The sequence below is a fragment of the Streptomyces sp. NPDC054872 genome (assembly GCF_053610705.1).
In genome coordinates, this window is sequence record NZ_JBSGYY010000003.1 from 304896 (window position 1) to 331263 (window position 26368).

A 26368-nucleotide genomic window follows, 5' to 3' on the forward strand; every position below is an offset into this window, starting at 1 on the left:
AGGACCTCTCCTCCGTCTCGTCAGTCGTCAGTCGTCAGTCGCGTCCGGCGACGCGGTTCACGCGGTCGATGGCACGCTCGAAACCGCTGGTCAGGTCGTCGAACACGGCCTGAACGCCGCGTTCGCTGTTCATGCGGCCGACGATCTGCCCGACGGGTGTGCCGAGCAGCGCCTGGACCTCGTACTTCTGGATGCGCGACACCGCCTCGGCGACCAGGAGCCCCTGCAGCGGCATGGGCAGCGTGCCGGGTCCGTCCGGGTCGTCCCAGGCGTCGGTCCATTCGGTGCGCAGCTGCCGCGCGGGCTTGCCCGTCAGGGCGCGTGAGCGGACCGTGTCGCCCGAGCCCGCCGCCAGGAGTTTCTCGGTGAGCGCCCGCGAGTGCATGTCGGCCTCCGTCGTGGTGAGCCAGAGGGAGCCGAGCCACACGCCCTGCGCGCCGAGCGCGAAAGCGGCCGCGATCTGCTCCCCGCTGCCGATGCCGCCCGCCGCGAGCACCGGCAGCGGGGCGACGGCCTCGACGGCTTCCGGCGTCAGAACCATGGAGGCGATCTCGCCCGTGTGGCCGCCCGCCTCGTAGCCCTGCGCGACGACGACGTCGATGCCCGCGTCGGCGTGCTTGCGGGCGTGCCGGGCGCTGCCCGCGAGCGCGGCGACGAGTACGTCATGGTCGTGGGCGCGCTGGATGACGTCGGCGGGCGGTGAGCCGAGCGCGTTGGCGAGGAGTTTGATCGGGTAGTCGAAGGCGACGTCGAGCTGATTGCGGGCGACCTGCTCCATCCACCCGGTGATGCGCCAGCCGGAGGCCTCTCCTTCGGCCAGCTCGGGCACGCCGTGCTTGCCGAGGGTGTCCTTGACGAACTGCCGGTGCCCTTCGGGGATCATCGCCTCGACATCGGCCTCGCTCACCCCCTCGACCTTCTTCGCGGGCATCACTACGTCGAGTCCGTAGGGCCGGTCGCCGACATGCTCCTGCATCCAGTCGAGATCCCGGGCCAGCTCGTCGGGCGCCGTGTAGCGGACCGCCCCGAGCACACCGAATCCGCCCGCCCTGCTGATGGCGGCGGCCACCGCCGGGAAAGGCGTGAAGCCGAAGATGGCGTGCTCGATCCCCAGTTTCCTGCTCAGCTCTGTCTGCATGGGCGCAGGATGCCGCAGCCGCCCGGACGACGGAAGAGATTTTCTGATGCTGTGTCAGATCTTTGGCGAGCACCTGTGGTTGACAGGGCCCGGCGCTGACATGAAAGTTTCAGCAGTCTCTTGTGATCCCGAAAGATAATTTCAGTTCCGGAGAGTTCCAGGAGGGGGCACGGTCATGGCCGAGGACAACGGGGCGGCGTCCGACAGAGCGGGCGCCGGGCTGAGCAGACGCCAACTGGGCGGGCGAGTCGTCGCACTGGGCGGGGCGCTGGCGCTGGTGCCGTTCCCCGCGGGCCCTGCCGCGGCGGCGGGTTCCGCGGCCGCGGCCAAGCGTCCGACGCTGCGGCCCGGCAGCCCCGAGCGCGCCGGACTGCTCGCCGGACACCTGCGGCAACTGGTCGCCGAAGCCGAGCAGTTCCTCGGCCCCTCCCCCAAGCACCCGTGGTACGCGGGCGCCGTCCTGCTCGCGGGCCGCGGCGGCACCGTCGCCCTGCACCAGCCCATCGGCAAGGCGGTGCGCTACGCGGCGTACGACGAGAAGACCGACACCGGCGTCGAGCTGCCGGCCGACCGGCAGATCCCCATGGCCAAGGACACGGTCTTCGACCTCGCCTCCGTCTCCAAGCTGTTCACCTCGCTGCTCGCGGTGCAGCAGATCGAGCGCGGCAAGCTGGAACTCGAGGCCGAGGTCGCCTCGTACCTCCCTGACTTCGGGAGCGCCGGCAAGCAGGACATCACCGTCCGCCAGCTCCTCACCCACACCTCGGGGTTCCGTTCCTGGATCCCCCTCTTCAAGGAACCCACGCGCGAGGGCCAGTTGCGCCTCATCTGGCAGGAGGCGCCGCTCAACCCGCCGGGCACCAAGTACCTCTACTCGGACCTGAACCTGATCTCGCTCCAGCTGGTCCTCGAAGAGATCACGGGACGGCGCCTGGACACCCTGCTCCACGACGAGATCACCGCTCCCCTCGGGATGCACCGCACGCGCTACAACCCGCCCGCGTCCTGGCGGCCGAAGACCGCCGCCACCGAGGACGCCCGCCTGCCCTGGTCGGGCCTCGACCGCGGCATGGTGTGGGGCGAGGTGCACGACGAGAACGCCTTCGGCCTCGGCGGAGTCGCGGGGCACGCGGGGGTCTTCTCCTGCGCCTGGGACCTCGCGATCCTCGGCCGCACGCTGCTCAACGGCGGGGTGTACGGCCGCTCCCGCATCCTCTCCGCCGAATCCGTGAAGCTGATGTTCACCGACTTCAACACGGCCTTCCCCGGGGACGAGCACGGCCTGGGCTTCGAGCTCTACCAGCACTGGTACATGGGCGCGATGGCCACGCCGCGCACCGCGGGCCACACCGGATTCACCGGCACCTCCCTCGTCCTCGACCCGACGACCGACTCCTTCCTCGTCGTCCTCGGCAACTCGGTCCACCCCGTGCGCAGTTGGCGCTCCGGGTCCGCCCCCAGGGTGGCCGCGGCGAACCGCATGGCACGCGCCGTCCCGGTGCGTCCCGCCCGCGGGCGCACCGCCTGGTTCTCCGGCATGGCGAACGCGGCGACGGCCACGCTGACCCTGCCGCCCCTCACCCTCGCCACGGACCGGGCGAGACTGCGGTGCGAGCTGTGGTGGGACACCGAGCCGGGTTCGGACGCCCTGCGTCTGGAGGCCTCGCGCGACGACGGCACGACATGGCAGCCGGTCCCGTTCACCACCGAGCACCGGGGGACGCCCCCTCGGCAGCACCCCGACGGCACGGCGTCCGGCTGGTCGGGGCGCGTCTGGCACCGCCTCGCCGCGGACCTCTCGCCGTGGCGGGGCGAACGGGTCCAGCTGCGCTGGCGGTACACGACGGACCAGCTCTACGTGGGGCGCGGTGCGTACGCCGACGGGCTGCGGGTCGAGGACGGTGCCCGCACGGTCTTCGACGAGGCGCGGCCCGCCGACGCGGCCCGTGTCGAGGCCGTGGGGTGGGCTCCTTCCGCCGACTGACGTCCGTCCACGCCCGGCCGGGCGTCACTCCCCCAGTGCGGCCATCGCGGCGTTGTGCCCAGGAATGCCGCTGACGCCGCCGCCGCGCACGGCGCCCGCCCCGCACAGCAGGACGTTCGCGTGCCGTGTCTCCACGCCCCAGCGGCCGGTGTCCTCCTGGGCGTACGGGAAGGCGAGGTCGCGGTGGAAGATGTTGCCGCCGGGCAGGCGCAGGTCGCGTTCCAGGTCCAGCGGCGTCTTGGCCTCGATGCAGGGACGGCCTTCGGCGTCGGTGGCCAGGCAGTCGGCGAGCGGCTCGGCCAGGTGCGCGTCCAGCTGCGCCAGGGTCGACTTCAGGAGCTCGGCGCGTACGGCGTCGTTGTCCCGGGCGAAGAGACGGGCGGGCGTGTGCAGGCCGAAGAGGGTGAGGGTCTGGCAGCCGCGCTCCACGAGTTCGGGGGCGAGGATGCTGGGATCGGTCAGGGAGTGGCAGTAGATCTCGGAGGGCGGCGCGGCGGGCAGTTCACCGGCTTCGGCCTGGGCGTACGCCGTCGCCAACTCCCCGTATCCCTCGCCGATGTGGAAGGTTCCGGCGAAGGCCTCGTGCGGGTCCACCGATGTGTCACGCAGCCTCGGCAGCCGTTCGAGCAGCATGTTGACCTTGAGCTGGGCACCTTCGGCCGGGGCGGGCGGAGCGTCGCCGACGAGGGCGGCGAGCTCCTGCGGCGAGGCGTTGACCAGGACGTGTCGGGCGGCGACGGTGGCCTCGCGCTCGGGGGTGCGGTACGTGACCTCCGCGCTGAGTCCGTCCGACTCGATGCGGATGGCCTCGTGGCCGGTGGCGAGCTCGGCGCCCGCCGCGCGGGCCGAGGCGGCGAGGGCTCCGGTGAGGGCGCCCATGCCGCCGACGGGCACGTTCCAGTCGCCGGTGCCGCCGCCGATGACGTGGTAGAGGAAGCAGCGGTTCTGCCGCAGGGACGGGTCGTGGGCGTCGGCGAACGTTCCGATGAGGGCGTCGGTGAGCACCACCCCGCGCACCAGGTCGTCGGCGAAGCGCTCCTCGATGGCGGCGCCGATCGGCTCCTCGAACAGCGCGCGCCAGGCGGCCTCGTCACCGATCCGCTCGCGCAGCGCGCCGCGCGTGGGCAGGGGCTCGGTGAGCGTGGGAAACACCTGCTCGGCGACCTGCCCCGTCATCGCGTAGAACTCCCGCCAGGCCTCGTACTCGCGCGGCCCGCCCGTGAGCCGCTCGAACGCGTCCCGGGTGCGCGCCTCGCCACCGCCCACAAGCAGTCCCGTCGCCGCGCCGTCGCGCACGGTCGGGGTGTACGAGGAGACGGTCCGGGTGCGCACCCGGAAGTCCAGGTCCAGGTCCCTGACGATCTTCCGCGGCAGCAGGCTGACCAGGTACGAGTAGCGCGAAAGCCGGGCGTCGACACCCGCGAAGGGGCGGCTGGACACGGCGGCCCCTCCGGTCCCGGAGAGCCGCTCCAGGAGCAGGACGGAGCGTCCGGCGCGGGCGAGGTAGGCGGCGGCCACGAGTCCGTTGTGACCGCCGCCGACGATGACGGCGTCGTATCGATCGCGAGGAGGCATAGCTCTTGGTAACACGTGGGGCGCCCCAAATTGGCGCGAGGAACGGCGCGACCAGCCACAACATGCCGACAGTCGACCATCCACCCAAGTCGCGCAGCGAAAGGCGCCCCGCGAGTCAATGCCCTCCGGTAGCCCGCCGCTGGCGCAACGCCGCCACCCGGCGGTACAGCTCCACCGCTTCCGTCCCACGGCCCAGCTGCTCCAGGCAGTGCGCCTCGTCGTTGCGGCTGGCCAGGGCGTCGGGGTGGTCGGCGCCGAGGACCTGCTCGCGGGCGGCGGCGACCCTGCGGTACTCGGTCAGGGCGTCGGCCCAGCGGCCGAGCCAGCCGAGGCCCACGGCCACCTCGCGGCGGCTCACCAGGGTGTCCGGGTGGTCGCCGCCGAGGACACGTTCGCGGATCGCGCAGACGTCGCGGGCCTCGGCAAGGGCTTCCTCCCAGCGGCCCTGACGGCCGAGGTTGACACCGAGGCCGTGCCGGGCGCGCAGGGTCTCGGGGTCGGAGGGGCCGTTCACCCGGGTGCGGTCGTCGATCAGGTCGCGGTACAGCTCGAGGGCTTCGCCGCTGCGGCCGAGCCTGCCGAGGCTGATGCCCACCTCGTAGCGTGCGGCGAGAGTGTCGGGATGGTCGGCGCCGAGCGCCCTCACGCGCGCGTCGGCGACCTCGCGGTACGTCTGGAGAGCCTCGGGCCAGCGTCCCAACTGGCCCAGCGCGTACGCCACTTCGTAACGCGTGACGAGGGTGTCGGGGTGCGTGACCCCGAGGACGCGCGCCCGGGCCGTCGCCACGTCGCGGGCGAGCTTGTAGGAGTCCTCGAGACGGCCGAGCCTGCTGAGGTTGTACGCCAGGTTGTGCCGGCAGCGCAGGGTGTCGGGATGATCGGCGCCCGCGGTCCGTTCCCGGACGGCGAGGACCGACGTGTACACCTGATGGGCTTCGAAGTGCCGCCCCAACTGCCCCATGACGTACGCCATTTCCTGCCGCGCGGCCAATGTGTCGGGGTGCTCGGGGCCCAGCGTGCGCTCCCGGCCCTGGGCCACGCGGCCGTACTCCCGCAAGGCGTCGGCGGGCCGGCCGGTTCGGCTGAGCGTGAAGCCCACCTCGTACCGGCTGGCGAGCGTGTCCGGGTGGTCGGGGCCAAGGGCGTGCTCCCGCTCGGCGGCCACCGCGCGGTGCACCTCGCCCGCCTCCGCCCAGCGGCCGAGACGCCCGAGGCTCAGGCCCGCGTTGTGCCGGCTGACGAGGGCGGCGACCACCTCGGGTGACGGCGTGGGCCGTTCGGGCATGCGCGGGGCGGCGGTCCGGCGGGTGTCGGCGCGCGGGATCCACTCTCCGGTCAGGCCCGCCGCCGCGTCGGGCGGCGTCGTCCGCAGCTCGGAAACGCCGTTCGCCTTGTGCCCGGTGGTCATGCCGCGGGTCCACGAGGGCAGCCGGGGCTCGCGCGACGGCGGCTGCTCCGGGCGGCGCACGGGCGGGGTGACGACGGTCGGGACGTACGAGGGGACCGTGCGGCCGGTGACGATGCGGCGCCCCAGTTCGCGTGCGTCACTGGGGCGCTCGTCCGGTTCCTTGGCGAGCAGGTCGAGGACGATCCTCTCGAAGTACTCGGGCAGCTCGTCCCGGTGCCTGCGGGGCGGCTCCGGCGGCGTGTCACGGTGGCCGACGAGCACCGCCCAGGCGTCCTCCAGGTCGAACGGCGGCGCCCCGGTGGCGATCTCGTAGAGCACGCACCCGAAAGAGTAGAGGTCGCTGCGCTGGTCGACCTGGGCGCCGCTGATCTGCTCGGGCGACATGTAGTGGGGCGTGCCCATCGCGATGCCCGTGCCGGTCAGGCGTGAGGTGAAGCCGATGTCGTGGCCGAGCCTGGCGATCCCGAAGTCGCAGATCTTCACCGTGCCGTCCGTGAGCCGCATGATGTTCGCGGGCTTCAGGTCGCGGTGCACGATGCCCTGCTCATGGGTGTACGCGAGTGCGGCGGAGACCTGGTCGGCGATCTCCACGACGTCCGCGACGGGCAGCGGATGCTGTTTGTTGTCCTCCAGGAGCTGACTCAGATTGCGTCCTTCGAGCAGCTCCATGACCAGATACAGGACACCGTCGTGCTCCCCGAAGTCGTGGACGACGGTGACGCCGCGGTGCTGAAGCGCCGCCGCGACCCGCGCCTCGCGCCGGAAGCGCTCCCGCAGCACCCGCGTGAAGGACTGGTCGTGCTGGGGCCCCATCGGCTTGAGGCACTTCACGGCGACCCTGCGCCCGAGCGACTCGTCGCGGGCACGCCACACCTCGCCCATGCCGCCGCGCCCGATCAGGTCCAGTAGCCGGTATCGGCCCTGGATCAGCCTGGTGTCCGCCATCTCCGTCCGTCGCCCCCGTTGCCTCGCCTCGCCCTCCCCGGCTCGTCCAGTATGGCTGTCCGACTGTCGAGTTTGTACGGGGCAGGCCGGGCGCCGGGCCCGAGCCTGGCCATGGCCCGCAGAATGTGCTTCGGGGGAAGTTGCCAGCGTAGACGTGCGGGAACGGTGCGCAGGATGGTGCCGGTGGTGACGAGCCGCCGGGTCACGGTGGCGGGCGACGGGGCCGTCCTGCCGTACAGCTGGTGGGCATACGGCGGCAGCGAGGCGTACGCGAGATTCGCCACGCGCCGCCACAGCAGGGCGCGAGCCGGGATCAACAGGGGGTGGGTCGGCGGCCGTTGCAGGAAGTCGTCGACGTCGCGCGCCTCGGGCCCGGCGGCCAGTTCGGGCCGCACCCGCTCGAAGTACGCGGCGAGCTCGGCGGTCGACGCCGGAACGCCGTCGGGGTCGAGGCCGACGAGCCGGGCGCTCTCCCGCTGTTCGGCGACGTACCGGTCGGCGAGCTCGCCGGTGAGGCGGAACCCCGACCGGCGCGCGACGTGCAGATAGGAGTCGATCTCGGCGCAGTGCACCCACAGCAGCAGCTCGGGCTCGTCGACGCCGTACCGCTCCCCCGTGGCGGGATCGGTGGCTTTTATCATCGTGTGGATCTTCCGCACCCGCGCCCCGGCGTGCTCCGCGACCTCGGTGGTGCCGTACGAGATGGTGCCCACGAAGTTGGCGGTACGCATGAGGCGGCCCCACGCGTCCCTGCGGAAATCGGAGTTCTGCATCACGCCGCGCACCGCGCGGGGGTGCAGCGCCTGCAGATACAGGGCGCGGATCCCGGCGACCCACATCATCGGGTCGCCGTGCATCTGCCAGGTCACGGACGAGGGGCCGAAGAGCCCCGGGTCCGGTGCGGCCGGGCGTCCCGATGAGGATGCCGCCTCGCGCATACCACCACCTCCTGGCGGGTCACATCCCTTATGAGCGCGGTCGATCCGAGGTCAGATAGGAGATGACCATGTCCCCCAGCATCGTCCGGTAATGCTCACGGCGCGAGGCCTCGGTGAGATCGCGTCCGAAAAGCGTGCGGAAGGTGTGCCGGTTGGAGACGCGGAAGAAGCAGAACGAGCTGATCATCGCGTGCAGGTCGACGGCGTCCACCTCGGCGGTGAAAAGGCCCTGCTCGCGCCCGGCTTCGAGGATCGAGGCGATGACGTCGATCGCCGGGGAGCTGAGGGAGCCGAGACTGGGCGAGGCGGCGATGTGCTTGGCCTCGTGGATGTTCTCGATGCTGACGAGCCGGATGAAGTCCGGATGGGCCTCGTGGTGGTCGAAGGTGAGCTCGGCCAGGCGGCGGATGGCGGACACCGGGTCCAGGTGCCCGACGTCCAGCTGCTGCTCCTCGTGCCGGATGACCTTGTACGCCCGCTCGAGGACCGCGGTGAACAGCTGGTCCTTGCTGCCGAAGTAGTAGTAGATCATCCGCTTCGTGGTCCGCATGCGGGCGGCGATCTCGTCCACCCTGGCCCCCGCGTATCCCATACGGGCGAACTCCTCGGTGGCCACGTCCAGGATCTCCCCCTGCGTACGGGCCGCGTCCCGGGTGCGTTTGACGGGCGGGGGCGACGGGGGGACGGCGGCGGCCATGCGGCTCCTCAGGGCGGACTCATCGGCGCCGGTCAGTCTAACCGCGGGCCTCTTCGGGGCTTTTGTGACCGCCGGCCGGACCCCGGCAGGCAGCTCACGGCCCCTGCTGGTGGAGATGCTGGGCTGCGAGGCGCACGGCCGCGTTCTGCGCTCCGTATCCGCGGTAGCCGCCCGTGCGCTGAACCAGCTCGAAGAAGACGCGCCCGACCGTGGCGGTGTAGCAGTGGAGGAACTCCCCGTTCTCGTCGCGGTCGTAGAGGATGTCCAGCTCCGCGAGGGTGGCCAGGTGCCGTGGCTCCAGTTCGTGGCGGGCGTCGAGGTCGTCGTAGTAGTTGGCGGGGATCGGGAGCAGGCTGATGCCGGTCTCGCGGATGCGCCGGGCGGCGCGGACGATGTCGTCGGTGGCCAGGGCGATGTGCTGGAGGCGGGCGCCCTCGGCGTCCGGCGCCGGAGCGACGTTGAGGACGATGCGGACACCGCCGTCACAGGACGCGACGGCCCGGCTGCGCACGAGGCCGTAGGGGTCGGCCAGATCGAGGCTGTCGTCCGCCTGGAGGCCCAGCACCCCCCGGTGGAACAGCGACGCCTCGTCGAACTGGTGCCAGGGCTGGGTGAGGGCGATGTGATCGATGTGGCGGACCGCCCCGGCTTGTTCGCCTGCCCCCTCCCCCGGCAGTGCGCGCGAGGTGACGGGGGTGAAGTCAGCGGTCCAACTCGGGTGGTCGGTCTGCTCCGTGCGGCAGAAGAAGAATTCCGTGCCGTCGGGTGCGGCGACCGCGTCGAGCGGTGCGTCCTGCGGGGCCCTGCGCCTCGGCACGACGGGGGCGAGCACCTCCTCGGCACGCCGTGCGGCCCGGCCCGGGTCGGGGGTCTCCACGCCGACAGCGGTCAGCGCGGGGCCCTGACGGCGACCGCTGACACCGGTGTTGAGCAGGATCCGGGCCCGGCCCTGTTCCCACAGTTCGACCGGTTTCCAGTTGTGCCGTGCGGTGTGGGCGAAGCCGAGTGCCTCAAGGACTCCGCGCAGCGGTTCGGTGTCGGCGGCGGTCAGCTCGGCGAAGGCGAAGCCGGAGGGGGCGGCAGCGGCGGGGAGCGTGGACAGACCCGCCTCCTCCTCAAGGAGAAGCAGGGAGCGCAGCGCGTCGACGGCGGTGGAGGCCGCCCCCGCCTGCCGGAACACGTCGTTGAACACCTCCAGGGACAGGGGCCCTTGGTATCCGGCCCGCACGGCGGCCGTCACCAGGGCGGCGATGTCGAAGCCGCCCTGTCCGGGGAAGCAGCGGTAGTGCCTGCTCCACTGGAGGACGTCCATCGCCATCAGGGGCGCGTCCGCGAGCTGCAGGAAGAAGATCTTCTCGCCGGGGATGTCCGCGATGCCCTTGGGGTCCGAACCACGGGAGAGGATGTGGAAGCTGTCGAGGCAGGTGCCGAGAGCCGGGTGATCCGCCCGCTCGACGATCCGCCAGGCGTGGTCGTACGTGCTGACATGCCGGCCCCAGGCCAGGGCCTCGTAGGCGATGCGGATGCCGTGGTCCGCCGCCCGGTCGGCGAGAAGCCGCAGCTGCTCGGCGGCGAGCGCGTCGTCGTCGACGGACTCGGGGGCGACGCTGGAGCAGACGAGGAGCAGGTCGGCGCCGAGGCGCTCCATGACGTCGAACTTGCGTTCAGCGCGCCGCAGATTGCGGGCGAGCACGTCGGCGGGGACGGCCTCGAAGTCACGGAACGGCTGGTAGAGGTCGATGCCCAGGCCCAGGTCCGCACAGCGCAGCCGTACGTCCTCGGGGCTGAGCGGGGCGCCGAGCAGGTCGTTCTCGAAGATCTCCACGCCGTCGAACCCGGCGGTGGCGATGGCGGTGAGCTTCTCGGAAAGCGGGCCGCTGAGCGAGACGGTGGCGATCGATTTACGCATGGGATGACTCCTGTCAGGCCGGGAAGGCGGCCAGATCGCCGAGGTCGGCGAGCATCGGTCCGGTGTGCGGTTCGAGCCCGGTGAAGAGCCGGAAGGCGTCGGCCGCCTGGAATACGGCCATCCCGCCGCCGTCGAGGGTGCGGCAGCCGATCGCGCGGGCCTCGCGCAACAGCTCGGTCTCCAGCGGACGGTAGACGACTTCGGCCACCCAGAGTCCGGGCCTGAGCAGCGCGGCCGGCAGGGGCAGGCCCGGGTGCGCGACCATGCCGGTCGGTGTGGCGTGGACGAGGCCGTCCGCGGCGGCGAGGCGCTCGGCCATCGCCGCGGTGGACGCGGACGCCGCACGGCCGGGGCCGAAGCGCGAGGTCAGCGCGGCGGCGAGGGCGGCGGAGCGGGCCGGGTCGGTGTCGATGAGGGTGACGCGGTCGACGCCGAGGTTCAGCAGGGCGTGCGCCACCGCGGCGCCCGCGCCACCCGCGCCGAACTGGACGACGTCACCGGACGGCGCGTCGGCCAGGCCGCGGGCGAAGGACTGGGCGAAGCCGGTGGCATCGGTGTTGTGCCCGATGGCACGCCCGTCCTTGAAGACCACGGTGTTGACGGCGCCGAGCTCGGCGGCGTCGGGGGCGAGCTCGTCCAGGTGCTCGATGACCAGTTGCTTGCAGGGGTGGGTGATGTTCAGGCCGTCGAAGCCGAGGTGCCGGGCGGCGCGCACCAACTCCCCGACGGCCTCGGGCGCGACGCCAAGGACGTCGATGTCGAGGGTGCGGTAGACGAGGCGGACACCGTGCCGGTCCGCCTCGCGTTCGTGCAGGGCGGGGCTCAGGGAGGGGCCGATGCCGGAGCCGATCAGGCCGGTGAGGTACGAGGTCATCGATGCTTCCTGTGGGTCGTCTTGGCACGGTCGTTCACGAGGGCGCGGTCAAGGCGCGGCCGGTTCAAAGGGCGGCGGCCTCGGGCTTGGCCGCCGGCGCCTTCGCCTGCCCGGCGCGCAGTCCCAGTTCGGCGGTGGGCACGCGGTGCGTCTCGCGCCCGGTGGCCACGGCGACCGCGCAGATCGCGCAGAAGGCGGCGGTGAAGATCGCGACCCCGAGCCAGTCGTCGCCGTCGGGGCCGTCGATCTGGGCCGCGAAGGTCACCGCGAAGCCGGCGATGGCGAAGCCGATCTGGGTGCCGATGGCCATGCCGGAGAGACGGACCCTGGCGGGGAACATCTCACCGTAGAACGAGGGCCAGATGCCGTTCGCCGCGCTGTAGACGACACCGAAGAGCAGCACTCCGGTGACGAAGACCAAGGGGTAGTTGCCGGTGGAGATCGCCCACAGGTAGACGAAGATCATCACTCCGCTGCCGATCGCCCCGACGAGGAAGACGGGCTTTCGGCCGATCCGGTCGGAGAGCCTGGCCCAGAGCGGGATGGCGAGCAGGGCCACGGCGTTGGCGCTGCCCGCGACCCAGAGCATGCCCGTCTTGTCGAGACCGACCGAGTCGCTCGTGGCGAACGAGAGGGCCCAGACGGAGAAGATCGTGCTGACCGTGGCGATCAGCGCGGCGGCGACCACCCGCAGCACGTCGGCCCAGTGGTTCCTGAGCAGGTCCGCCAGCGGCATCTTGGCCACCTCACGGTCCGCGGACACCTGCTGGAAGACGGGGGTCTCGTCGAGGGTGCGGCGGATGACGTATCCGGCGACCGCGACGAGGGCGCTCAGCAGGAACGGGATGCGCCAGCCCCAGCTGTAGAGCTGCTCGTCGGGCAGTGCGGCGACCGGCAGGAACACCAGGGTCGCCAGGAGCTGACCGGCCTGGGTGCCGTTGAGGGTGAAGCTCGTGTAGTAGCCGCGCCGGTCCTCCGGCGCGTGTTCCAGCGTCATCGCGTTGGCGCTGGCCTGCTCACCCGCCGCGGACAGGCCCTGGAACACCCGCATCAGGACGAGCAGCACCGGGGCGATGGTGCCGACCTGGGCGTACGTGGGCAGACAGCCGATGAGGAAGGTGGAGAGCCCCATCAGGATCAGCGTCCAGACCATGATCTTGCGGCGGCCGAGCCGGTCGCCGAAGTGGCCGAGCACGAGCGCGCCGAGGGGCCGGGCCGCGTAGGCGACGCCGAAGGTGGCCAGGGAGATCAGGGTGCCGGTGGCCGGGTCGTCCGGGTCGAAGAAGACCTTGGGGAAGACGAGGGCGGCGGCACTGCCGTAGATGAAGAAGTCGTAGTACTCCAGCGCGCTGCCGATCCAGGCGGCGAAGGCGGCCTTGCGTGGCCTGCCCTGGGGCGGCGCGGACGGTGGCTGATCGGCCTGCGGGTGAGCGGACACGTGAACTCCTCGGGGAGAGCGGCCTGGCCACGAGGGGGCAGACCGCGAGGGGACGTAGTTAACGCACTAGATAGTTAATTAACTTGGGTGAGATGCTCGCCCGCCCCTCGGGCCGTGTCAATACATCCGGCAGCAACAGACGGCCGGCACGTCCGGACCCGGATCGGTGAGCTTCGCCGGATCGCCTCACCCGCCATATCACCGTGCCGTACGCTGCGGCGCTAGGCCGAAAATGACAAAAATGGGGAGCAGTCACGTGGCTGAACTGGGCAGTGCGGACGAGTTGGTGGGGTTGCTGTCGGCCAAGGACCGGGACCTGGCCGGCGACTGGGTTCAGCAGGTCTCGGGCACGCTGAAAGGCCGTGTGAGCGTCGCCGAACTGTCCCGCGAACTCAATGAGTTGCACGAAGCACTGGTGCAGGCACTGGGCCAGGGTGCGCGCGATGTGCACGGCGAAGAGATGTCAGAGGTGCGGGCCCTCCTGACGGAGCTGTCGAGGAACCGCGCACGGCAGGGCTTCTCGCCCACGGAGACGGCGGTGAGCGTCTTCGCGCTGAAGCAGGTCCTGGAAACCGTGCTCCAGGACGGGTCCGCCGACGAGATCCGTGCCTTCGGACGCCTCAGCCGCGTACTGGACGGCCTGGGCCTGTTCACGATCGAGACGTACACACGGACCCGTGAGGAGCTCATCTCCGCGCAGGCCGAACAGCTGATGGAACTCTCCACGCCGGTGGTGCGGCTGTGGGACGGCGTCATCGCCGTGCCCCTGGTGGGCACCCTGGACTCCGCACGGACCCAGGTCGTCATGGAGAAGCTGCTCCAGGCACTGGTGGACACCGGTTCCGAGCAGGCCATCATCGACATCACCGGCGTACCGGCGGTGGACACACAGGTGGCCCAGCATCTGCTGAAGACGATCGTCGCGGCCCGCCTCATGGGGGCCGAGTGCACCGTCTCCGGCATCCGCCCGCAGATCGCGCAGACGATCGTGGCGCTGGGCATCGAGTTCGACGGCATCGTCACCAAGGCGAGCCTCGCGGACGCCCTCAAGCTGGCCCTGAAGAAGTCGGGCGTCGAGATGGTCACCCGCACGACCGGGCAGCTGTGACCGAGCGGGTACCGATCCTGCGGATCGGCGACGTGCTCGTGGTGTCCATCCAGTTCGATCTGGAGGACCAGACCGTCCTGCAGTTGCAGGAGGACCTGGCCGAGCAGATCGTGAACCGCTCCGCTCGGGGCGTCATCATCGACATCACGGCGCTGGAGATCGTCGACTCCTTCGTCGGGCGCATGCTGGCGACGATCGCGGACATCTCCCGCATGCTCGACGCCCGGACCGTGGTGGTCGGGATGCGGCCCGCCGTCGCCATCACTCTCGTCGAACTCGGCCTTTCACTGGGCGGAGTGAGCACGGCACTCGATCTCGAGAAAGGCCTGGCGCGGCTGCGGCGCTCCTCGTCCACGGACCTGGCGTGAACGCGCCCTGGCTGCCTGATGAGGCGCCGCAGGTCTGCTCCATCACGCACAACAGGGACGTGGTGGGCATCAGGCAGACCATTCGCGTCCTGGCACAGCAATGCCGCCTCTCGCTCGTGGACCAGACGAAGATGATCACGGCGGCGAGCGAGCTGGCGCGCAACACCCTGGTGTACGGGGGCGGCGGGTCCGTCACGTCGGGCATCGTCGAGAAGGACGGCCGCCGGGGGATCGCGGCGATCTTCAAGGACGACGGGCCCGGCATCGAGGACGTGGCACAGGCGATGACGGACGGCTGGACCTCGGGCTCCGGTCTGGGCCTGGGGCTCAGTGGTGCCCGGCGCCTCGTCGACGAGTTCGAACTCGTGACGCAGGTCGGCGTGGGCACCTCGGTCACCATCGTCAAGTGGGCCCGGTGAGGACCCGGATCCTACTGGCCAGCCGTGACATGAGCTGGTTCAGGGACGGTCCGTCATTGCCGAGCGCGGCACGCGGGGCGGCTGCCGCGCTGGCCCGGCGCATCGGTCTCGACACGCATCGTGCCGCCGAGGTCGCCCTGGCCGTCACCGAGGCCGCCACCAACATCCAGCGCCACGCCACGGACGGTGCGCTGCTGCTCCGGACGCTGCACACGCATGAGGAAGCCGCGGTGGAGTTCGTCACCGTCGACTCGGGGCCCGGCATGGTCGACGTGTCCGCCGCACTGGTCGACGGGACCTCCAGCGCCGGCACACTCGGCATCGGGCTCGGTGCTGTGGCCAGGCTTGCCGACCACTTCGACATCCACTCCGTGCCCGGCAAGGGAACGGTCATGGCGGCACAGTTCTGGTCGCGCCGGGCGGACGACCAGGGCGTGACGGCGGCCATGTCGGCCGGACGGCCGTGCGTCTCCGGTGTCACGCGGCCCATCAGCGGCGAGATGACCTGCGGTGACGCCTGGAGTGCCCGACTCGACCCCGATACGGGGACCGGAACCGGCACTGGAACCGGCACCGGACTCCCCCACCCCGCCGTTCTCGTCATGATGTGCGACGGCCTGGGGCACGGCCCGCTGGCGGCCCGCGCCAGTACGGCAGCCGTGAACGCGTTCCACGACACTCCCGCCACCGACCCGGAAGAAATCATGAACGCGGTGCACCACGCGCTTCGGGGTACCCGGGGTGGCGCGGCGGCGGTCGCCAGGATCGAACCGGCGAGAGGACGGGTGCGGTACTGCGGCATCGGCAACATCAGCGGCTTCCTCATCAGCCACGACGCCCGCAAGACACTTCTGTCGGTGCCCGGAATCGTCGGCGCGAACGTGCGTCGGCTGCGGACGTTCGAGGAGCAGTTACCCGAAGGCGGGGCCCTGACCATGCATTCCGACGGGCTCACCGAGCGGTGGGATCCCACGGCTCTGCCCGGGCTTCTGCAGCATTCGCCGCTCGTCATCGCCGGGCAGTTGTTGCGTGAAGCCGGCGTGCGCCGGGACGATGCCGGCGTCGTGGTGGTGAAAGGGGTCTGGTGACCAGCGAAGGCGGGACGGACGTGCCTGCTGACACTCCCCGGCACGACCCCGGCCGTCGCGTCGCCGACGTGGGCCACGGGCCGCGCACGGCGGCCTCCCTCGGCCTCGCCTCCGCGCAGGACGTGTTCCGGCTCAGACGCGGCGCGCAGCGGGCTGCCGCGGCTCTCGGCCTCGAACACCAGGATCAGGTCCGACTGGCCACCGCGCTGAGCGAGTTGGGCCGGGACCGCCTCGTCTGGGGTGCGAGCACCGTCGCCTTCCGCTCCGAGCCCGGCGAGCGGCCCACTCTCGTCGTGACGCTCGAGTGGGCCGGCGGCCGGGAGCCGACGCCGGAAACCCTGCAACTGGTCTCCCGGATCGTCGTGAGCGAGTTCGCTCCCCATGAGACGGGCAGCCGCGTCACCGTCCGACAGCCGCTCCCCGTGAACCACCTCACGGCCGCCGAGATGGACGAGCGCCTGGCGCAGGCCCTTGTCCAGGCGGGTCCGAGCACGGAGGCCGACTTCCTCAGGGCCCAGACACGCGATCTGATCACGACGCTGGAGGAGACACGCGCCCAGCGCGAAGAACTGCGCCGGCTCAACGAGGACCTGCGCCGGCTCAACAAGGAGTTGACGGAGACCAACCAGGGGGTGCTCGCCCTCTACTCGGAACTCACCAAGGAACTGGAGACCACCAACATCGGTGTGCTCGCCCTGCATTCGGAACTGGACGAGAAATCCCGGCAGCTCCGGGAGGCCAGCGAGGCGAAGACACGGTTCTGGACCAACATCAGCCACGAACTGCGCGCACCGATCAATGCCGTCGTCGCACTGGCCCGGCTGCTGCTGAACCCTGGCTCGGAGCCGTTGTCGGCGGAGCAACGCCGACAGATCACGTTGATCGAGGCGTCGGGGCAGACGGTCCTCTCACTCGTCAGCGACCTCCTCGACGTCGTCAAGGCCGAATCGGGGCTGCTCGACGTCCAGCACGCGCCGGTCGACCTGCGTCTGCTCGTGACGCAGCTGAGCGCCACCTTCGAAGGCACCTACGCACGGAAGGGCATCTCGGTCGTCACCCCGGATCTGAGGGGTCTCCCCACGGTGGTCACGGACGAGAAGCTCCTCACCCACGTCCTGCGCAACCTGCTGTCCAACGCCTGCAAGTTCACCGACGAGGGTGAAGTGCGGCTGGACATCGGCGTGAACGACGACCGGTCACCGTCGCTGCGCGTCACCATCACAGACACGGGAATCGGTATCCCGGCGGAGGAACTCAGCCGCGTCTTCGAGGAGTTCTATCAGGTCCGAGGACCCCACCAGAGCGGGCATGCGGGGACCGGTCTCGGACTGCCGTACGCCCGCACCCTTACCGAGCTCCTCGGGGGCACACTCAAGCTCACCAGCACGCTCGGGGTCGGCACCCGGGTGGAAGTGCTCGTCCCCGTCCACCCACCCGACCGACGCAACGAGGAAGCCGGCGGAGGCGCACAGTGATCGACAACTCTCAGGACGCCACTCACGCCAGCATCCTGGTCGTCGAGGACAGTGAGACCAATCTGTACCTCCTCACCAGTTGGCTGGAGCGTGCGGGACATGTGGTGATCGGCGCGAAGAACGCGGGTGAGGGCCTCAGGCATCTCGCCGCGGCGGCCGAGCCCGTGCCGGAGATCGCCATCGTGGACGTGCGCCTGCCGGACATGAGCGGGTTCGAGCTGAGCGAGAAGATCAAGAGCAACGCCGGTACGGCCGCCCTGCCCGTCATCCACATCTCGGCGTCGGCCGTCAGCGCGGAGGACCACGCCGAAGGGCTTCGGCGGGGCGCGGACACCTACCTCAACCAGCCCCTCGATCCCGATGAGTTGCTCGCCACGGTCACGGCCACGCTGCGCTACGCCAGAGCACGGCGCCGGGCCGAGCACCTGGCCGAGCGGCTCCTCACCCTCAATGAAGCGACCATGTCCGTCTACAGCGCCGTCGGCTTCCACTCCTTCGCCTCGGCGGCCACCGGGGGCGCAGCCCGGCTGCTGTCGTCCCCGGCCAGCGCGGTCTTCCTCTCACCCGAGGGGCAAGCGGTCCACAGCACGAGCGACGGCCCGGACGCGGCCATCCGGACGTACGCGGCACGGGCGGACGTACTCGACCGGCTGCTCCAGCAGAGCCTGGGCGACGGGACCGGTGCGACGATCGCGCAGGTCTCACGGGGACAGTGGCAGGCGTTGCTGCGCGCGAGCCACCTCGGCGGCGGACACATCGCCATGGCGATGGCGCGGACCAAGCGCGGACGCCCCCCTGTCTGCCTCGCCGTCCCCTCCGACGCGCTCACCGGAACGGACGACGAGCATCTCCTGCAACAACTGGCCCACGCCTGCGCACTGGCACTGGAGGCGCTGCGCACCTACAACGAGGAACACACGCTCGCCCTGGCGCTGCAGCGCTCCTTCCTGCCGAGCGACCTTCCTTCCGTCGACGGCATCGACCTGGCCTTCCGCTATCTGCCCGCCGCCGAGAACGCGGAGGTCGGCGGCGATTTCTACGAGGCGATCCCCACCGCCGACGGCCTGTTGCTGGCGATAGGGGATGTGCTCGGCCACTCGCTCAGGGCGGCCACCGTGATGGGCGAGTTGCGCCACGCGCTGCGCGCCTACGCCATTGAAGGACACCCGCCGCAGCAGATCCTCGGCCACCTCGAAACACTTCTCGCCCACTCGCAGCCGACCGTGACGGCGACGCTCTGTCTGGTCCTCGTCGAACCAGGCGGGCGGCGTGTGCAAGTCGCCAACGCCGGCCACATCCCCCCGCTCGTCATCGGCCCGGACGGTCACGCGCGGTTCCACACCCCCCACGGACCGATCCTCGGACTGCGTGCGCCCCACCCGGCCCCGACGGCCCTGTCCACACCGCCGGGCACCCGGCTGCTGCTCGTCACCGACGGGCTGGTGGAGGTGCGCAACATCTCCCTGAGCGTCACGCTCACCGCCTTCATGGAGGCGGTGACGGCCGGCCCGCCCGGACTGCAGGACCTCAGCGACCATCTCCTGGACAGGTTCGGAAGAGGGAAGGACGACGACATCGCCTTGCTCGCCGCTGATCTGCGCTGATCAGGAACGTCCGGGCCGATGAGGCGGCGGAGAAGAGGTCACTTGTCGAGGGCTTCGCCGAGTGTCGGGAGGATCTCGATGAAGGCGTCGATGCCGACGATCTCCAGGGTCCGGGTCACGGACTCCGCGGGGCCCGCGAGACACAGCCGGCCGCCGGCCCCGGTGAGATCACGGTGGGCGGCGATGAAGACGTTGATGGCACTGGAGTCGATGAAGGTGACGCGTCGCAGATCCACCACGACGCGGGCACGGGGCGCTGTGGCGGCTGCGAGCGCCCGGCGTACGTCAGCACTGGTGTCCAGGTCGATCTCACCGGCGAGCGTCAGAACCGTGACGTCCTCAAGAGGCGTGGAGAAGACTGAGAACTGCTCAGTCCGCTGGGCTCGTTCGCTGCTAGCCATTCGTTCCTCAGCCATGCTGACGATGCTTGCACATTCGGAGCCACGTGTGTCGGGCCGACGGTAACGTACACCCGATGCCAGTAGGCCGGGCAGGCCGTGCGGAAGGGCGAATCGGAATGATCTGCGAGCCACGCCGTGTGTGACGACGGCACGTCGTCGGCCGAACCGTCCGCGGAGACCGCGAAGACGACGGACTCGACGCACGCCACGACGCTCGCCTTCGCGTTGGACGGGTCCGTCGCGTGCATCGCGCGGGCGCGGCATCTGGCCACCGGGTTCCTCGCTCGGATGCGGGCCGATCACGGCCTTCCCGTGTCGCGGCGCGCGATGGAGGTGACGCAGTTGGTCATCAGCGAGTTGGTGACCAACGCCCTCAAGTACGCCCCCGGCCCCGTCCTGGTGAACCTGCGGATCACCGGCGGGGCGGTCGAGGTGGTGGTGCGCGACTCCGCACCGGTCCTGCCGAGGGCCCGCGCCGCCGACGCGGGCCGGGTGGGCCAGCACGGACTGGAGATCGTGCTGGCCGTGGCGCAGGGCTTCGAGACGCGACAGGAGGCGTCAGGCAAGAGCATCACGGTCACCATCGCGCTGCTCGACGACCTGAGCAGCACCTGATCCTCGGGGCACGGCGTCAGCGGCGCACCCGCGGCATCCCCAGACCGATCCAGGAGATGATCTCGCGCTGGATCTCGTTGTTGCCGCCGCCGAAGGTGAAGATGACGGCGCTTCGGTAGCCGCGTTCGAGCTCGCCGTGCAGGACGGCGCCGGCGGAGCCCTCCTTGAGTGAGCCCGCCGAACCGACCACTTCCATGAGCCAGGCGTACGCGTCCCGGCGCGCCTCGGAGCCGTACACCTTCACGGCGGAGGCGTCCTGGGGGGTGAGGGTGCCCTCCTGGACGGCGTTCACCATCTGCCAGTTGAGGAGTTTCATCGCGTCCAGCTTGGTGTGCGTCCTGGCCAGCCGCCCGCGGACCCAGCCGAGGTCGATGACGCGGCGGCCGTCGGCGAGCTTGGTGTCGGCCGCCCAGCGCTGCACGTCGTGGAAGGCGCGGATGGCCATCGTGCCGTGGGCGGCGAGCGTGACGCGTTCGTGGTTGAGCTGGTTGGTGATGAGCCGCCAGCCCTTGTTCTCCTCGCCCACGCGGCGCGAGACCGGTACGCGGATGTTCTCGTAGTAGCTCGCCGTGGTGTCATGCGAGGCGAGGGTGTTGATGATGGTGCAGGAGTAGCCGGGGTCGCTCGTCGGCACGAGGAGCATGGTGATGCCCTTGTGGGGCGGGGCGTCCGGGTCGGTGCGGACGGCGAGCCAGACCCAGTCGGCGGTGTCGCCGTTGGTGGTCCAGATCTTCTGTCCGTTGACTACATACTGATCGCCCTCCCTGACCGCCTTCGTCTTGAGAGCCGCGAGGTCGGTGCCCGCGTCCGGCTCGCTGTAGCCGATCGCGAAGTCGAGCTCCCCGGAGAGGATCTTCGGCAGGAAGTACGCCTTCTGCTCCTGCGTACCGAACTGCATCAGCGTCGGCCCGACGGTGTTCAGGGCCATCAACGGCAGCGGGACGCCTGCCTGCGCGGCCTCGTCGAAGAAGATGAACTGCTCCATCGGCGAGAGCCCACGGCCGCCGTACTCCTCGGGCCACCCGACACCGAGCCATCCGTCGCCGCCGAGACGGCGGATGGTCTCCCGGTAGAACTGCTTCTGCGTGGCGGGATCGGCGTACCGCGCGTACGCGTTGTCGGGCACCAGCTCGGCGAAGTACGCGCGCAGCTCGGTGCGCAACTGCCGCTGCTCAGGCGTGTATTCGAGGTGCACGGCCCCTCCTGCTTCCGCTGGCTCCCCGGGTTCGGGTTGACGGCGCACACAGTAGAACGCGTTTCAGTAATAGGGAATGGCCACGCATACAGGTCCGCCCCGGCAGCCATATCGCTGCCGGGGCGGACCTGTGTCAGCCGGAGTTCACTCAGCCCAGAAGGTCGAGCGCCTTGTTCAGCGTCGCCGACGGGCGCATCACGGATGCGGCCTTGGCCTCGTCGGGCTGGTAGTAGCCGCCGATGTCGGCGGGCGAGCCCTGGACGCCGTTCAGCTCGTCGACGATCGTCTGCTCCTGCTCGACCAGCGTCTTGGCCAGCGGGGCGAACGCCTCGGCGAGCTTGGCGTCCGCGGTCTGCTTGGCCAGCTCCTGGGCCCAGTACGTGGCCAGGTAGAAGTGGCTGCCGCGGTTGTCGATGCCGCCGACGCGACGGGTCGGCGACTTGTCCTTCTCCAGGAACGTCGCCGTCGCGCGGTCGAGGGTGTCGGCCAGGACCTGGGCGCTGGCGTTGTCCGTGGTCTGCGCGAGGTGCTCGAAGCTGGAGGCGAGGGCGAGGAACTCACCCAGGCTGTCCCAGCGCAGGTAGTTCTCGCGGACCAGCTGCTGGACGTGCTTGGGGGCGGAGCCGCCCGCGCCCGTCTCGAAGAGGCCGCCGCCGTTCATGAGCGGAACGATGGAGAGCATCTTCGCGCTGGTGCCGAGCTCCAGGATCGGGAACAGGTCCGTGAGGTAGTCACGGAGCACGTTGCCGGTGACCGAGATGGTGTCCTCGCCGCGACGGATGCGCTCCAGGGAGAACGCGGTCGCGTCCACCGGCGACATGATCTCGATCTGCAGACCATCGGTGTCGTGCTCGGGCAGGTACGCCTTGACCTTCTCGATGAGCTGCGCGTCGTGCGCGCGGGTCTCGTCGAGCCAGAAGACGGCCGGCGAGCCGGTCGCGCGGGCGCGGTTGACGGCCAGCTTGACCCAGTCGCGGATCGGGGCGTCCTTGGCCTGGCACATCCGGAAGATGTCACCGGTGGAGACGGCCTGCTCCAGGACGACGTCGCCGGCCTCGTTCAGGACACGCACCGTGCCGGGCGCGGCGATCTCGAAGGTCTTGTCGTGGCTGCCGTACTCCTCGGCCTTCTGCGCCATGAGGCCGACGTTGGGCACCGAGCCCATCGTCGCCGGGTCGAAGGCGCCGTTGACGCGGCAGTCGTCGATGACGACCTGGTACACGCCGGAGTAGCTGGAGTCCGGCAGGACGGCCAGGGTGTCGTGCTCGCCGCCGTCCGGGCCCCACATGTGGCCGGAGGTGCGGATCATCGCGGGCATCGAGGCGTCGACGATGACGTCGGAGGGCACGTGCAGGTTCGTGATGCCCTTGTCGGAGTCGACCATCGCGAGCTCGGGGCCCTCGGCCAGCTCGGCCTCGAAGGACGCCTTGATCTGCTCGCCCTCGGGAAGCGCGTCGAGGCCGTTGAGGATGCCGCCGAGGCCGTCGTTCGGGCTCAGGCCCGCGCCGGCAAGGGCCTCGCCGTACGCGGCGAACGTCTTCGGGAAGAAGGCGCGCACGACATGGCCGAAGATGATCGGGTCGGAGACCTTCATCATCGTGGCCTTGAGGTGCACGGAGAACAGCACGCCGTCGGCCTTGGCCTTGGCGATCTGCGCGGTGAGGAACTCACGCAGCTTGGCCGTCCGCATGACGGCCGCGTCGACGACCTCACCCGCGAGGACCGGTACGGACTCGCGCAGGACCGTGGTGCTGCCGTCCTCGCCCGTGAACTCGATGCGCAGGGTGCCGGCGTCGGCGATGGTCGCGGACTTCTCGGTGGAGCGGAAGTCGTCGACGCCCATGGTGGCGACGTTCGTCTTCGAGTCGCCCGTCCAGGCGCCCATGCGGTGCGGGTGCGCCTTGGCGTAGTTCTTCACCGAGGCGGGGGCACGGCGGTCGGAGTTGCCCTCGCGCAGGACCGGGTTGACGGCGCTGCCCTTGACCTTGTCGTAACGGGCGCGGATGTCCTTCTCCGCGTCGGTCTTCGGGTCGTCCGGGTAGTTCGGCAGCGCGTAGCCCTGCGACTGAAGCTCGGCGACGGCCGCCTTCAGCTGCGGGATCGAGGCCGAGATGTTCGGCAGCTTGATGATGTTCGCGCCGGGCGTCTTGGCCAGCTCGCCCAGCTCGGCGAGGGCGTCGTCGATGCGCTGGCTCTCCTCGAGGAACTCGGGGAAGAGAGCGATGATGCGCCCCGCCAGGGAGATGTCACGGCTCTCCACGGCGACCCCGGCCGTCGAGGCGTAGGCCCTGACCACCGGCAAGAACGAATAGGTCGCGAGGGCCGGGGCCTCGTCGGTCTGGGTGTAGATGATGGTCGAGTCAGTCACCGGGTGCTCCGCTCCACGTCTGCAACATTGCTCGACATCAAGATATCTCGTGATCGCCCGCTTCCACGAAGCGGCCCCGCATTGCGGACGTCACAGCCCGTAGCTCTCGTCACGCTCCGCTGTTCACCCGGCCACTGACGGTTGCTGTTCGGTTCCCACAAGGTCCGGTCCGTGGTTCCTGGCGGTGACAGGGCCTTTGTGGCCGGGCCCGCGCGGCGAGGATGAGCGGATGATCGCTCCCCTGGATCCCGCCGATCCCGCCTTCGCACGCGACCCGTTTCCGTACTACGCCCGCCTGCGCGACCAGGGGCCCGCCGTGCGGGTCCCGCTCGCCAACGGGACGTACGCCTGGCTCGTCACCGGGTATGAGCGGACGCGGGCCGTTCTCGCCGACCCCCGCTTCTCGAACGTGCCCCCGCGGGGTGCCGGGCGGCCCAAGGAGAACGCGGACACGGCAGGACAGCACGCCCGCGCCTGCCTGGCCCGGCACATGCTCAACTCCGACGCCCCCGACCACACCCGGCTGCGGCGCCTGACCACCGCGGCGTTCGCCCCGCGCCGCGTCGACGCGCTGCGGCCCCGGATCGAGGAGCTGACCGCCGGACTCCTGCGGGAGATGGCGCGACAGCTCCGACAGGAGGGGAGCGCGGACCTCGTGGACGCCTTCGCCTTTCCGCTGCCCGTGCTGGTCATCGGCGAGGTGCTCGGGGTGCCGGAGGCCGACCGGGCGGATCTGCGGGACTGGACCTACCGGGTCGGTTCTCCCGCCGACGCGCTGGAGCCGGGCGCGGTGGACGAGGCGTGGACGGGCCTGTACGGCTATTTCACCGAGCTCATCGCCCGCAAGCGGCGCACACCGGGACCCGACCTGTTCAGCACGCTGACGCGGGACACCACCGCCTGCCAGGAGGGCGGCCTGGACGACGGGGAACTGCTCGCCATGGCGTTCCTCCTCCTCTTCGCGGGTTACGAGACCACGATGAACCTGCTGGCATCGGCGTCGCTGTTGCTGCTCACGCATCCCGAGGAGCTGGCGGCGGCCCGCCGCGATCCCGCGCGCTGGCCCGCCGTCGTCGAGGAGACGTTGCGCCACGCCAGCCCCCTGGAGGGCACGACGTGGCGGCACACGACCGAGGAGGTGGACCTCGGCGAGGGCGTGGTCATACCCGCGGGCGCCTCCGTCCTCGCGGTACTCGCCGCGGCCAACCGCGACCCGCGCCACTTCCCCGACCCGGACGCCTTCCGCCCCGGCCGCCATCTCCGGGACGAGACGCCCGCGGGAACCCGCACGGCGCCCCACACCGCCTTCGGCCACGGACCCCACTTCTGCGTCGGCTCCCGGCTCGCCCGCCTGGAGGCGACGATCGCGCTCCCCCGGCTCCTTGCGGCCTTCCCCACCCTCCGCCTGACGGCCGACCCGGCACACCTCCCCTACCGTCCGGGCCTGTTGGTCCGAGGGCCCCGGCACGTCCCCGTCAGCGTGTGAGCAACAGCGCGTCGCCCACCGGGCGTTCGGTGCCGTCCGACGGAGCGTTGATGACCTTGCCGTTCACCGTCATCGTGACGGAGCCGCCGCCGTCCAGGGCCATGGCGTGCACCGCGCCCAGTGACTTCATCAGTTCCGCCCCCTCGCCCAGGCCTAGGCCGTCGCTGAATCCGGGCTGCCGGCCGTCCGCCCCCACCAGGAGCAGGCGGCCCTGCCGGTCGACGCCCAGGAGCATGCGCGGGTTGCGCTTGATGCCCCAGGTGTACGCGAAGGAACGGTCACCGGCGCGCTCGATGCCGTCGGCGCCGTAGTTGACCGCGACCTTGCCGCCGCGCACCAGCTCGGGGCCGCCGTTGACGATGTCGTCCTGCGGGCCCAGCCTCAGCTTCCGGCCCCGCTCGTCGAGAATCCGCTGGTCCACGTGCAACGCGCCGCCGGGCTTCGCGTGCGTACGCAGCCAGGTGGCGCCCGCGCCGATACCCGCGAGGACACTGCCTCCTTCCGGCACCGCGCCGCCGCGCGCACGCACCTCCCGTACGTGTCCGCTCGCGTCGAGCACCGCCTCGACCCCCTCGCCCGCCGGGGTGCCCGCGCCGAGCTCGTCGGTGAACTTCACGATCTCGTCGGGGTCGGTGCAGGTCACATCGTGCTGCGGGCGTTCGGTCGGGGAATCGCCGCCGACACCGCCGCAGTTGCGGACCAGGCCCGGCACGCGGTTGATGCCGTCCACGACCGCGGAGGCCTCCCCCGCGCGGACCCGGAGCTCGGTCCTGAGCTTCTTGAACTCGGGGCGCAGGCCGTCGCCGCGCAGCACCGCGGCGATCCGGCCGCCGGTCGCCGCGCTCTGCAACTCCCCGTCGTACGCGGCGATGCCGGCCGCCGCGCCCGGCACGCCGTCCCTGCCCTCCATGACGAAGAAACCCGCGTTGACACCGAGCAGGGCGTCGTCGCCCGCGGCCATGGCGCTCACCGTCTCGCGGCCCGCGACACCCGCGCCGTACGTGCCCTTCATCGCGCCGCCGTAGCGCTTCGGATCGATGACGGCGACCTTGACGCGGGCCACTCCGGTGCCGGGTACGCCGTCGGCGCCGGTCCACTCGCTCACCGCGTCGAACCCGGCGCCGGCGAGCGCCTCGCGCCGGGAGTCCGCCTCGGCCCGCGTGTCGTACTCCCCCACCCGCACCCGCACCCCGACCACCCCGTGCCGGTCGGAGCCCCGCGGCCATGTGACCGCCTCGGCACGCGCGCCGAACCCGGCCCCGCGCACCTTCCGGGCCAGCGCCCGCGCGTCCCGCTCGGCGGCGAGGTGCGCGCCGTTCGCGCGCACCGTCACCG

Annotated in this window: 21 protein-coding genes; 9 read left to right on the plus strand and 12 right to left on the minus strand. The window is 70.9% G+C overall.

Features of this window, described 5'->3' with window-relative positions; all coding sequences use genetic code 11:
• Positions 1 to 34: 34 nt before the first annotated feature.
• Entirely contained in the window at positions 35 to 1138 is a 1104-nt protein-coding gene (locus ACWGIH_RS05435; RefSeq protein ID WP_453452237.1) for an NAD(P)H-dependent flavin oxidoreductase, read from the minus strand.
• A 175-nt stretch (positions 1139 to 1313) separates the two neighbouring features.
• Here ACWGIH_RS05435 and ACWGIH_RS05440 point away from each other — a divergent pair, with 175 nt between their 5' ends.
• On the plus strand, positions 1314 to 3122 hold the full coding sequence (locus ACWGIH_RS05440; RefSeq protein WP_453452238.1) for a serine hydrolase: 1809 nt from the start codon (positions 1314 to 1316) through the stop codon (positions 3120 to 3122).
• A gap of 24 nt (positions 3123 to 3146) precedes the next feature.
• Here ACWGIH_RS05440 and ACWGIH_RS05445 read toward each other — a convergent pair whose 3' ends face one another.
• The 7 genes from ACWGIH_RS05445 to ACWGIH_RS05475 form a co-directional block, all read right to left on the minus strand.
• A complete protein-coding gene (locus tag ACWGIH_RS05445; RefSeq protein WP_453452239.1) occupies positions 3147 to 4697 on the minus strand; it encodes a phytoene desaturase family protein in 1551 nt (516 codons plus the stop codon).
• A gap of 115 nt (positions 4698 to 4812) precedes the next feature.
• Entirely contained in the window at positions 4813 to 7050 is a 2238-nt protein-coding gene (locus ACWGIH_RS05450; RefSeq protein WP_453452240.1) for a tetratricopeptide repeat protein, read from the minus strand.
• Positions 7032 to 7988 carry an oxygenase MpaB family protein gene (locus ACWGIH_RS05455; RefSeq protein WP_453452241.1) on the minus strand — a complete coding sequence of 319 codons (957 nt, stop codon included), beginning with the start codon at positions 7986 to 7988 and terminating at the stop codon, positions 7032 to 7034. The genes ACWGIH_RS05450 and ACWGIH_RS05455 overlap by 19 nt, the downstream gene beginning before the upstream one ends.
• A gap of 28 nt (positions 7989 to 8016) precedes the next feature.
• Positions 8017 to 8685 (minus strand): TetR/AcrR family transcriptional regulator, encoded by a 669-nt coding sequence (locus tag ACWGIH_RS05460; protein WP_453452242.1) that lies wholly within the window; start codon positions 8683 to 8685, stop codon positions 8017 to 8019.
• Between the two features lie 94 nt (positions 8686 to 8779).
• The gene (locus ACWGIH_RS05465) at positions 8780 to 10594 is read right to left on the minus strand and encodes a bifunctional sugar phosphate isomerase/epimerase/4-hydroxyphenylpyruvate dioxygenase family protein (protein WP_453452243.1); all 1815 of its coding nucleotides are present in this window, start codon (positions 10592 to 10594) and stop codon (positions 8780 to 8782) included.
• A 13-nt stretch (positions 10595 to 10607) separates the two neighbouring features.
• Positions 10608 to 11468 (minus strand): shikimate dehydrogenase, encoded by an 861-nt coding sequence (locus ACWGIH_RS05470; protein ID WP_453452244.1) that lies wholly within the window; start codon positions 11466 to 11468, stop codon positions 10608 to 10610.
• Between the two features lie 64 nt (positions 11469 to 11532).
• Entirely contained in the window at positions 11533 to 12906 is a 1374-nt protein-coding gene (locus tag ACWGIH_RS05475) for an MFS transporter (protein WP_453452245.1), read from the minus strand.
• Positions 12907 to 13162: 256 nt separating this feature from the next.
• Here ACWGIH_RS05475 and ACWGIH_RS05480 point away from each other — a divergent pair, with 256 nt between their 5' ends.
• The 6 genes from ACWGIH_RS05480 to ACWGIH_RS05505 all read left to right on the plus strand — a co-directional run bounded on the left by ACWGIH_RS05480 (position 13163) and on the right by ACWGIH_RS05505 (position 18968).
• A complete protein-coding gene (locus ACWGIH_RS05480) occupies positions 13163 to 14014 on the plus strand; it encodes an STAS domain-containing protein (RefSeq protein ID WP_453452257.1) in 852 nt (283 codons plus the stop codon).
• Positions 14011 to 14382 carry an STAS domain-containing protein gene (locus ACWGIH_RS05485; RefSeq protein ID WP_453452246.1) on the plus strand — a complete coding sequence of 124 codons (372 nt, stop codon included), beginning with the start codon at positions 14011 to 14013 and terminating at the stop codon, positions 14380 to 14382. Before ACWGIH_RS05480 ends, ACWGIH_RS05485 begins: the two co-directional genes overlap by 4 nt.
• 11 nt (positions 14383 to 14393) lie before the next feature.
• Positions 14394 to 14801, plus strand: a complete 408-nt coding sequence (locus tag ACWGIH_RS05490; RefSeq protein ID WP_453452258.1) for an ATP-binding protein — start codon at positions 14394 to 14396, stop codon at positions 14799 to 14801.
• Complete coding sequence (locus tag ACWGIH_RS05495; RefSeq protein WP_453452247.1) at positions 14789 to 15889, plus strand: ATP-binding SpoIIE family protein phosphatase; 1101 nt, start codon at positions 14789 to 14791, stop codon at positions 15887 to 15889. The genes ACWGIH_RS05490 and ACWGIH_RS05495 overlap by 13 nt, the downstream gene beginning before the upstream one ends.
• A gap of 68 nt (positions 15890 to 15957) precedes the next feature.
• A complete protein-coding gene (locus tag ACWGIH_RS05500) occupies positions 15958 to 17364 on the plus strand; it encodes a sensor histidine kinase (protein WP_453452259.1) in 1407 nt (468 codons plus the stop codon).
• Positions 17361 to 18968, plus strand: coding sequence for a SpoIIE family protein phosphatase (locus ACWGIH_RS05505; protein ID WP_453452248.1), 1608 nt, complete (start codon positions 17361 to 17363; stop codon positions 18966 to 18968). Before ACWGIH_RS05500 ends, ACWGIH_RS05505 begins: the two co-directional genes overlap by 4 nt.
• Positions 18969 to 19006: 38 nt before the next feature.
• Here ACWGIH_RS05505 and ACWGIH_RS05510 read toward each other — a convergent pair whose 3' ends face one another.
• Entirely contained in the window at positions 19007 to 19384 is a 378-nt protein-coding gene (locus ACWGIH_RS05510) for an STAS domain-containing protein (RefSeq protein WP_453452249.1), read from the minus strand.
• Between the two features lie 120 nt (positions 19385 to 19504).
• Here ACWGIH_RS05510 and ACWGIH_RS05515 point away from each other — a divergent pair, with 120 nt between their 5' ends.
• Positions 19505 to 19984, plus strand: a complete 480-nt coding sequence (locus ACWGIH_RS05515) for an ATP-binding protein (protein ID WP_453452250.1) — start codon at positions 19505 to 19507, stop codon at positions 19982 to 19984.
• Between the two features lie 16 nt (positions 19985 to 20000).
• Here the strand turns inward: ACWGIH_RS05515 and ACWGIH_RS05520 are convergent, their stop codons facing one another.
• Complete coding sequence (locus ACWGIH_RS05520; RefSeq protein WP_453452251.1) at positions 20001 to 21179, minus strand: acyl-CoA dehydrogenase family protein; 1179 nt, start codon at positions 21177 to 21179, stop codon at positions 20001 to 20003.
• A 148-nt stretch (positions 21180 to 21327) separates the two neighbouring features.
• Entirely contained in the window at positions 21328 to 23547 is a 2220-nt protein-coding gene (locus ACWGIH_RS05525) for an NADP-dependent isocitrate dehydrogenase (RefSeq protein ID WP_453452252.1), read from the minus strand.
• 229 nt (positions 23548 to 23776) lie between these two features.
• Here ACWGIH_RS05525 and ACWGIH_RS05530 point away from each other — a divergent pair, with 229 nt between their 5' ends.
• Positions 23777 to 25033 (plus strand): cytochrome P450 family protein, encoded by a 1257-nt coding sequence (locus ACWGIH_RS05530; protein WP_453452253.1) that lies wholly within the window; start codon positions 23777 to 23779, stop codon positions 25031 to 25033.
• On the opposite strand, the gene ACWGIH_RS05535 is transcribed toward ACWGIH_RS05530, so the two are convergent.
• Complete coding sequence (locus tag ACWGIH_RS05535) at positions 25023 to 26366, minus strand: phosphodiester glycosidase family protein (protein ID WP_453452254.1); 1344 nt, start codon at positions 26364 to 26366, stop codon at positions 25023 to 25025. The genes ACWGIH_RS05530 and ACWGIH_RS05535 overlap by 11 nt on opposite strands.
• Positions 26367 to 26368: the final 2 nt, after the last annotated feature.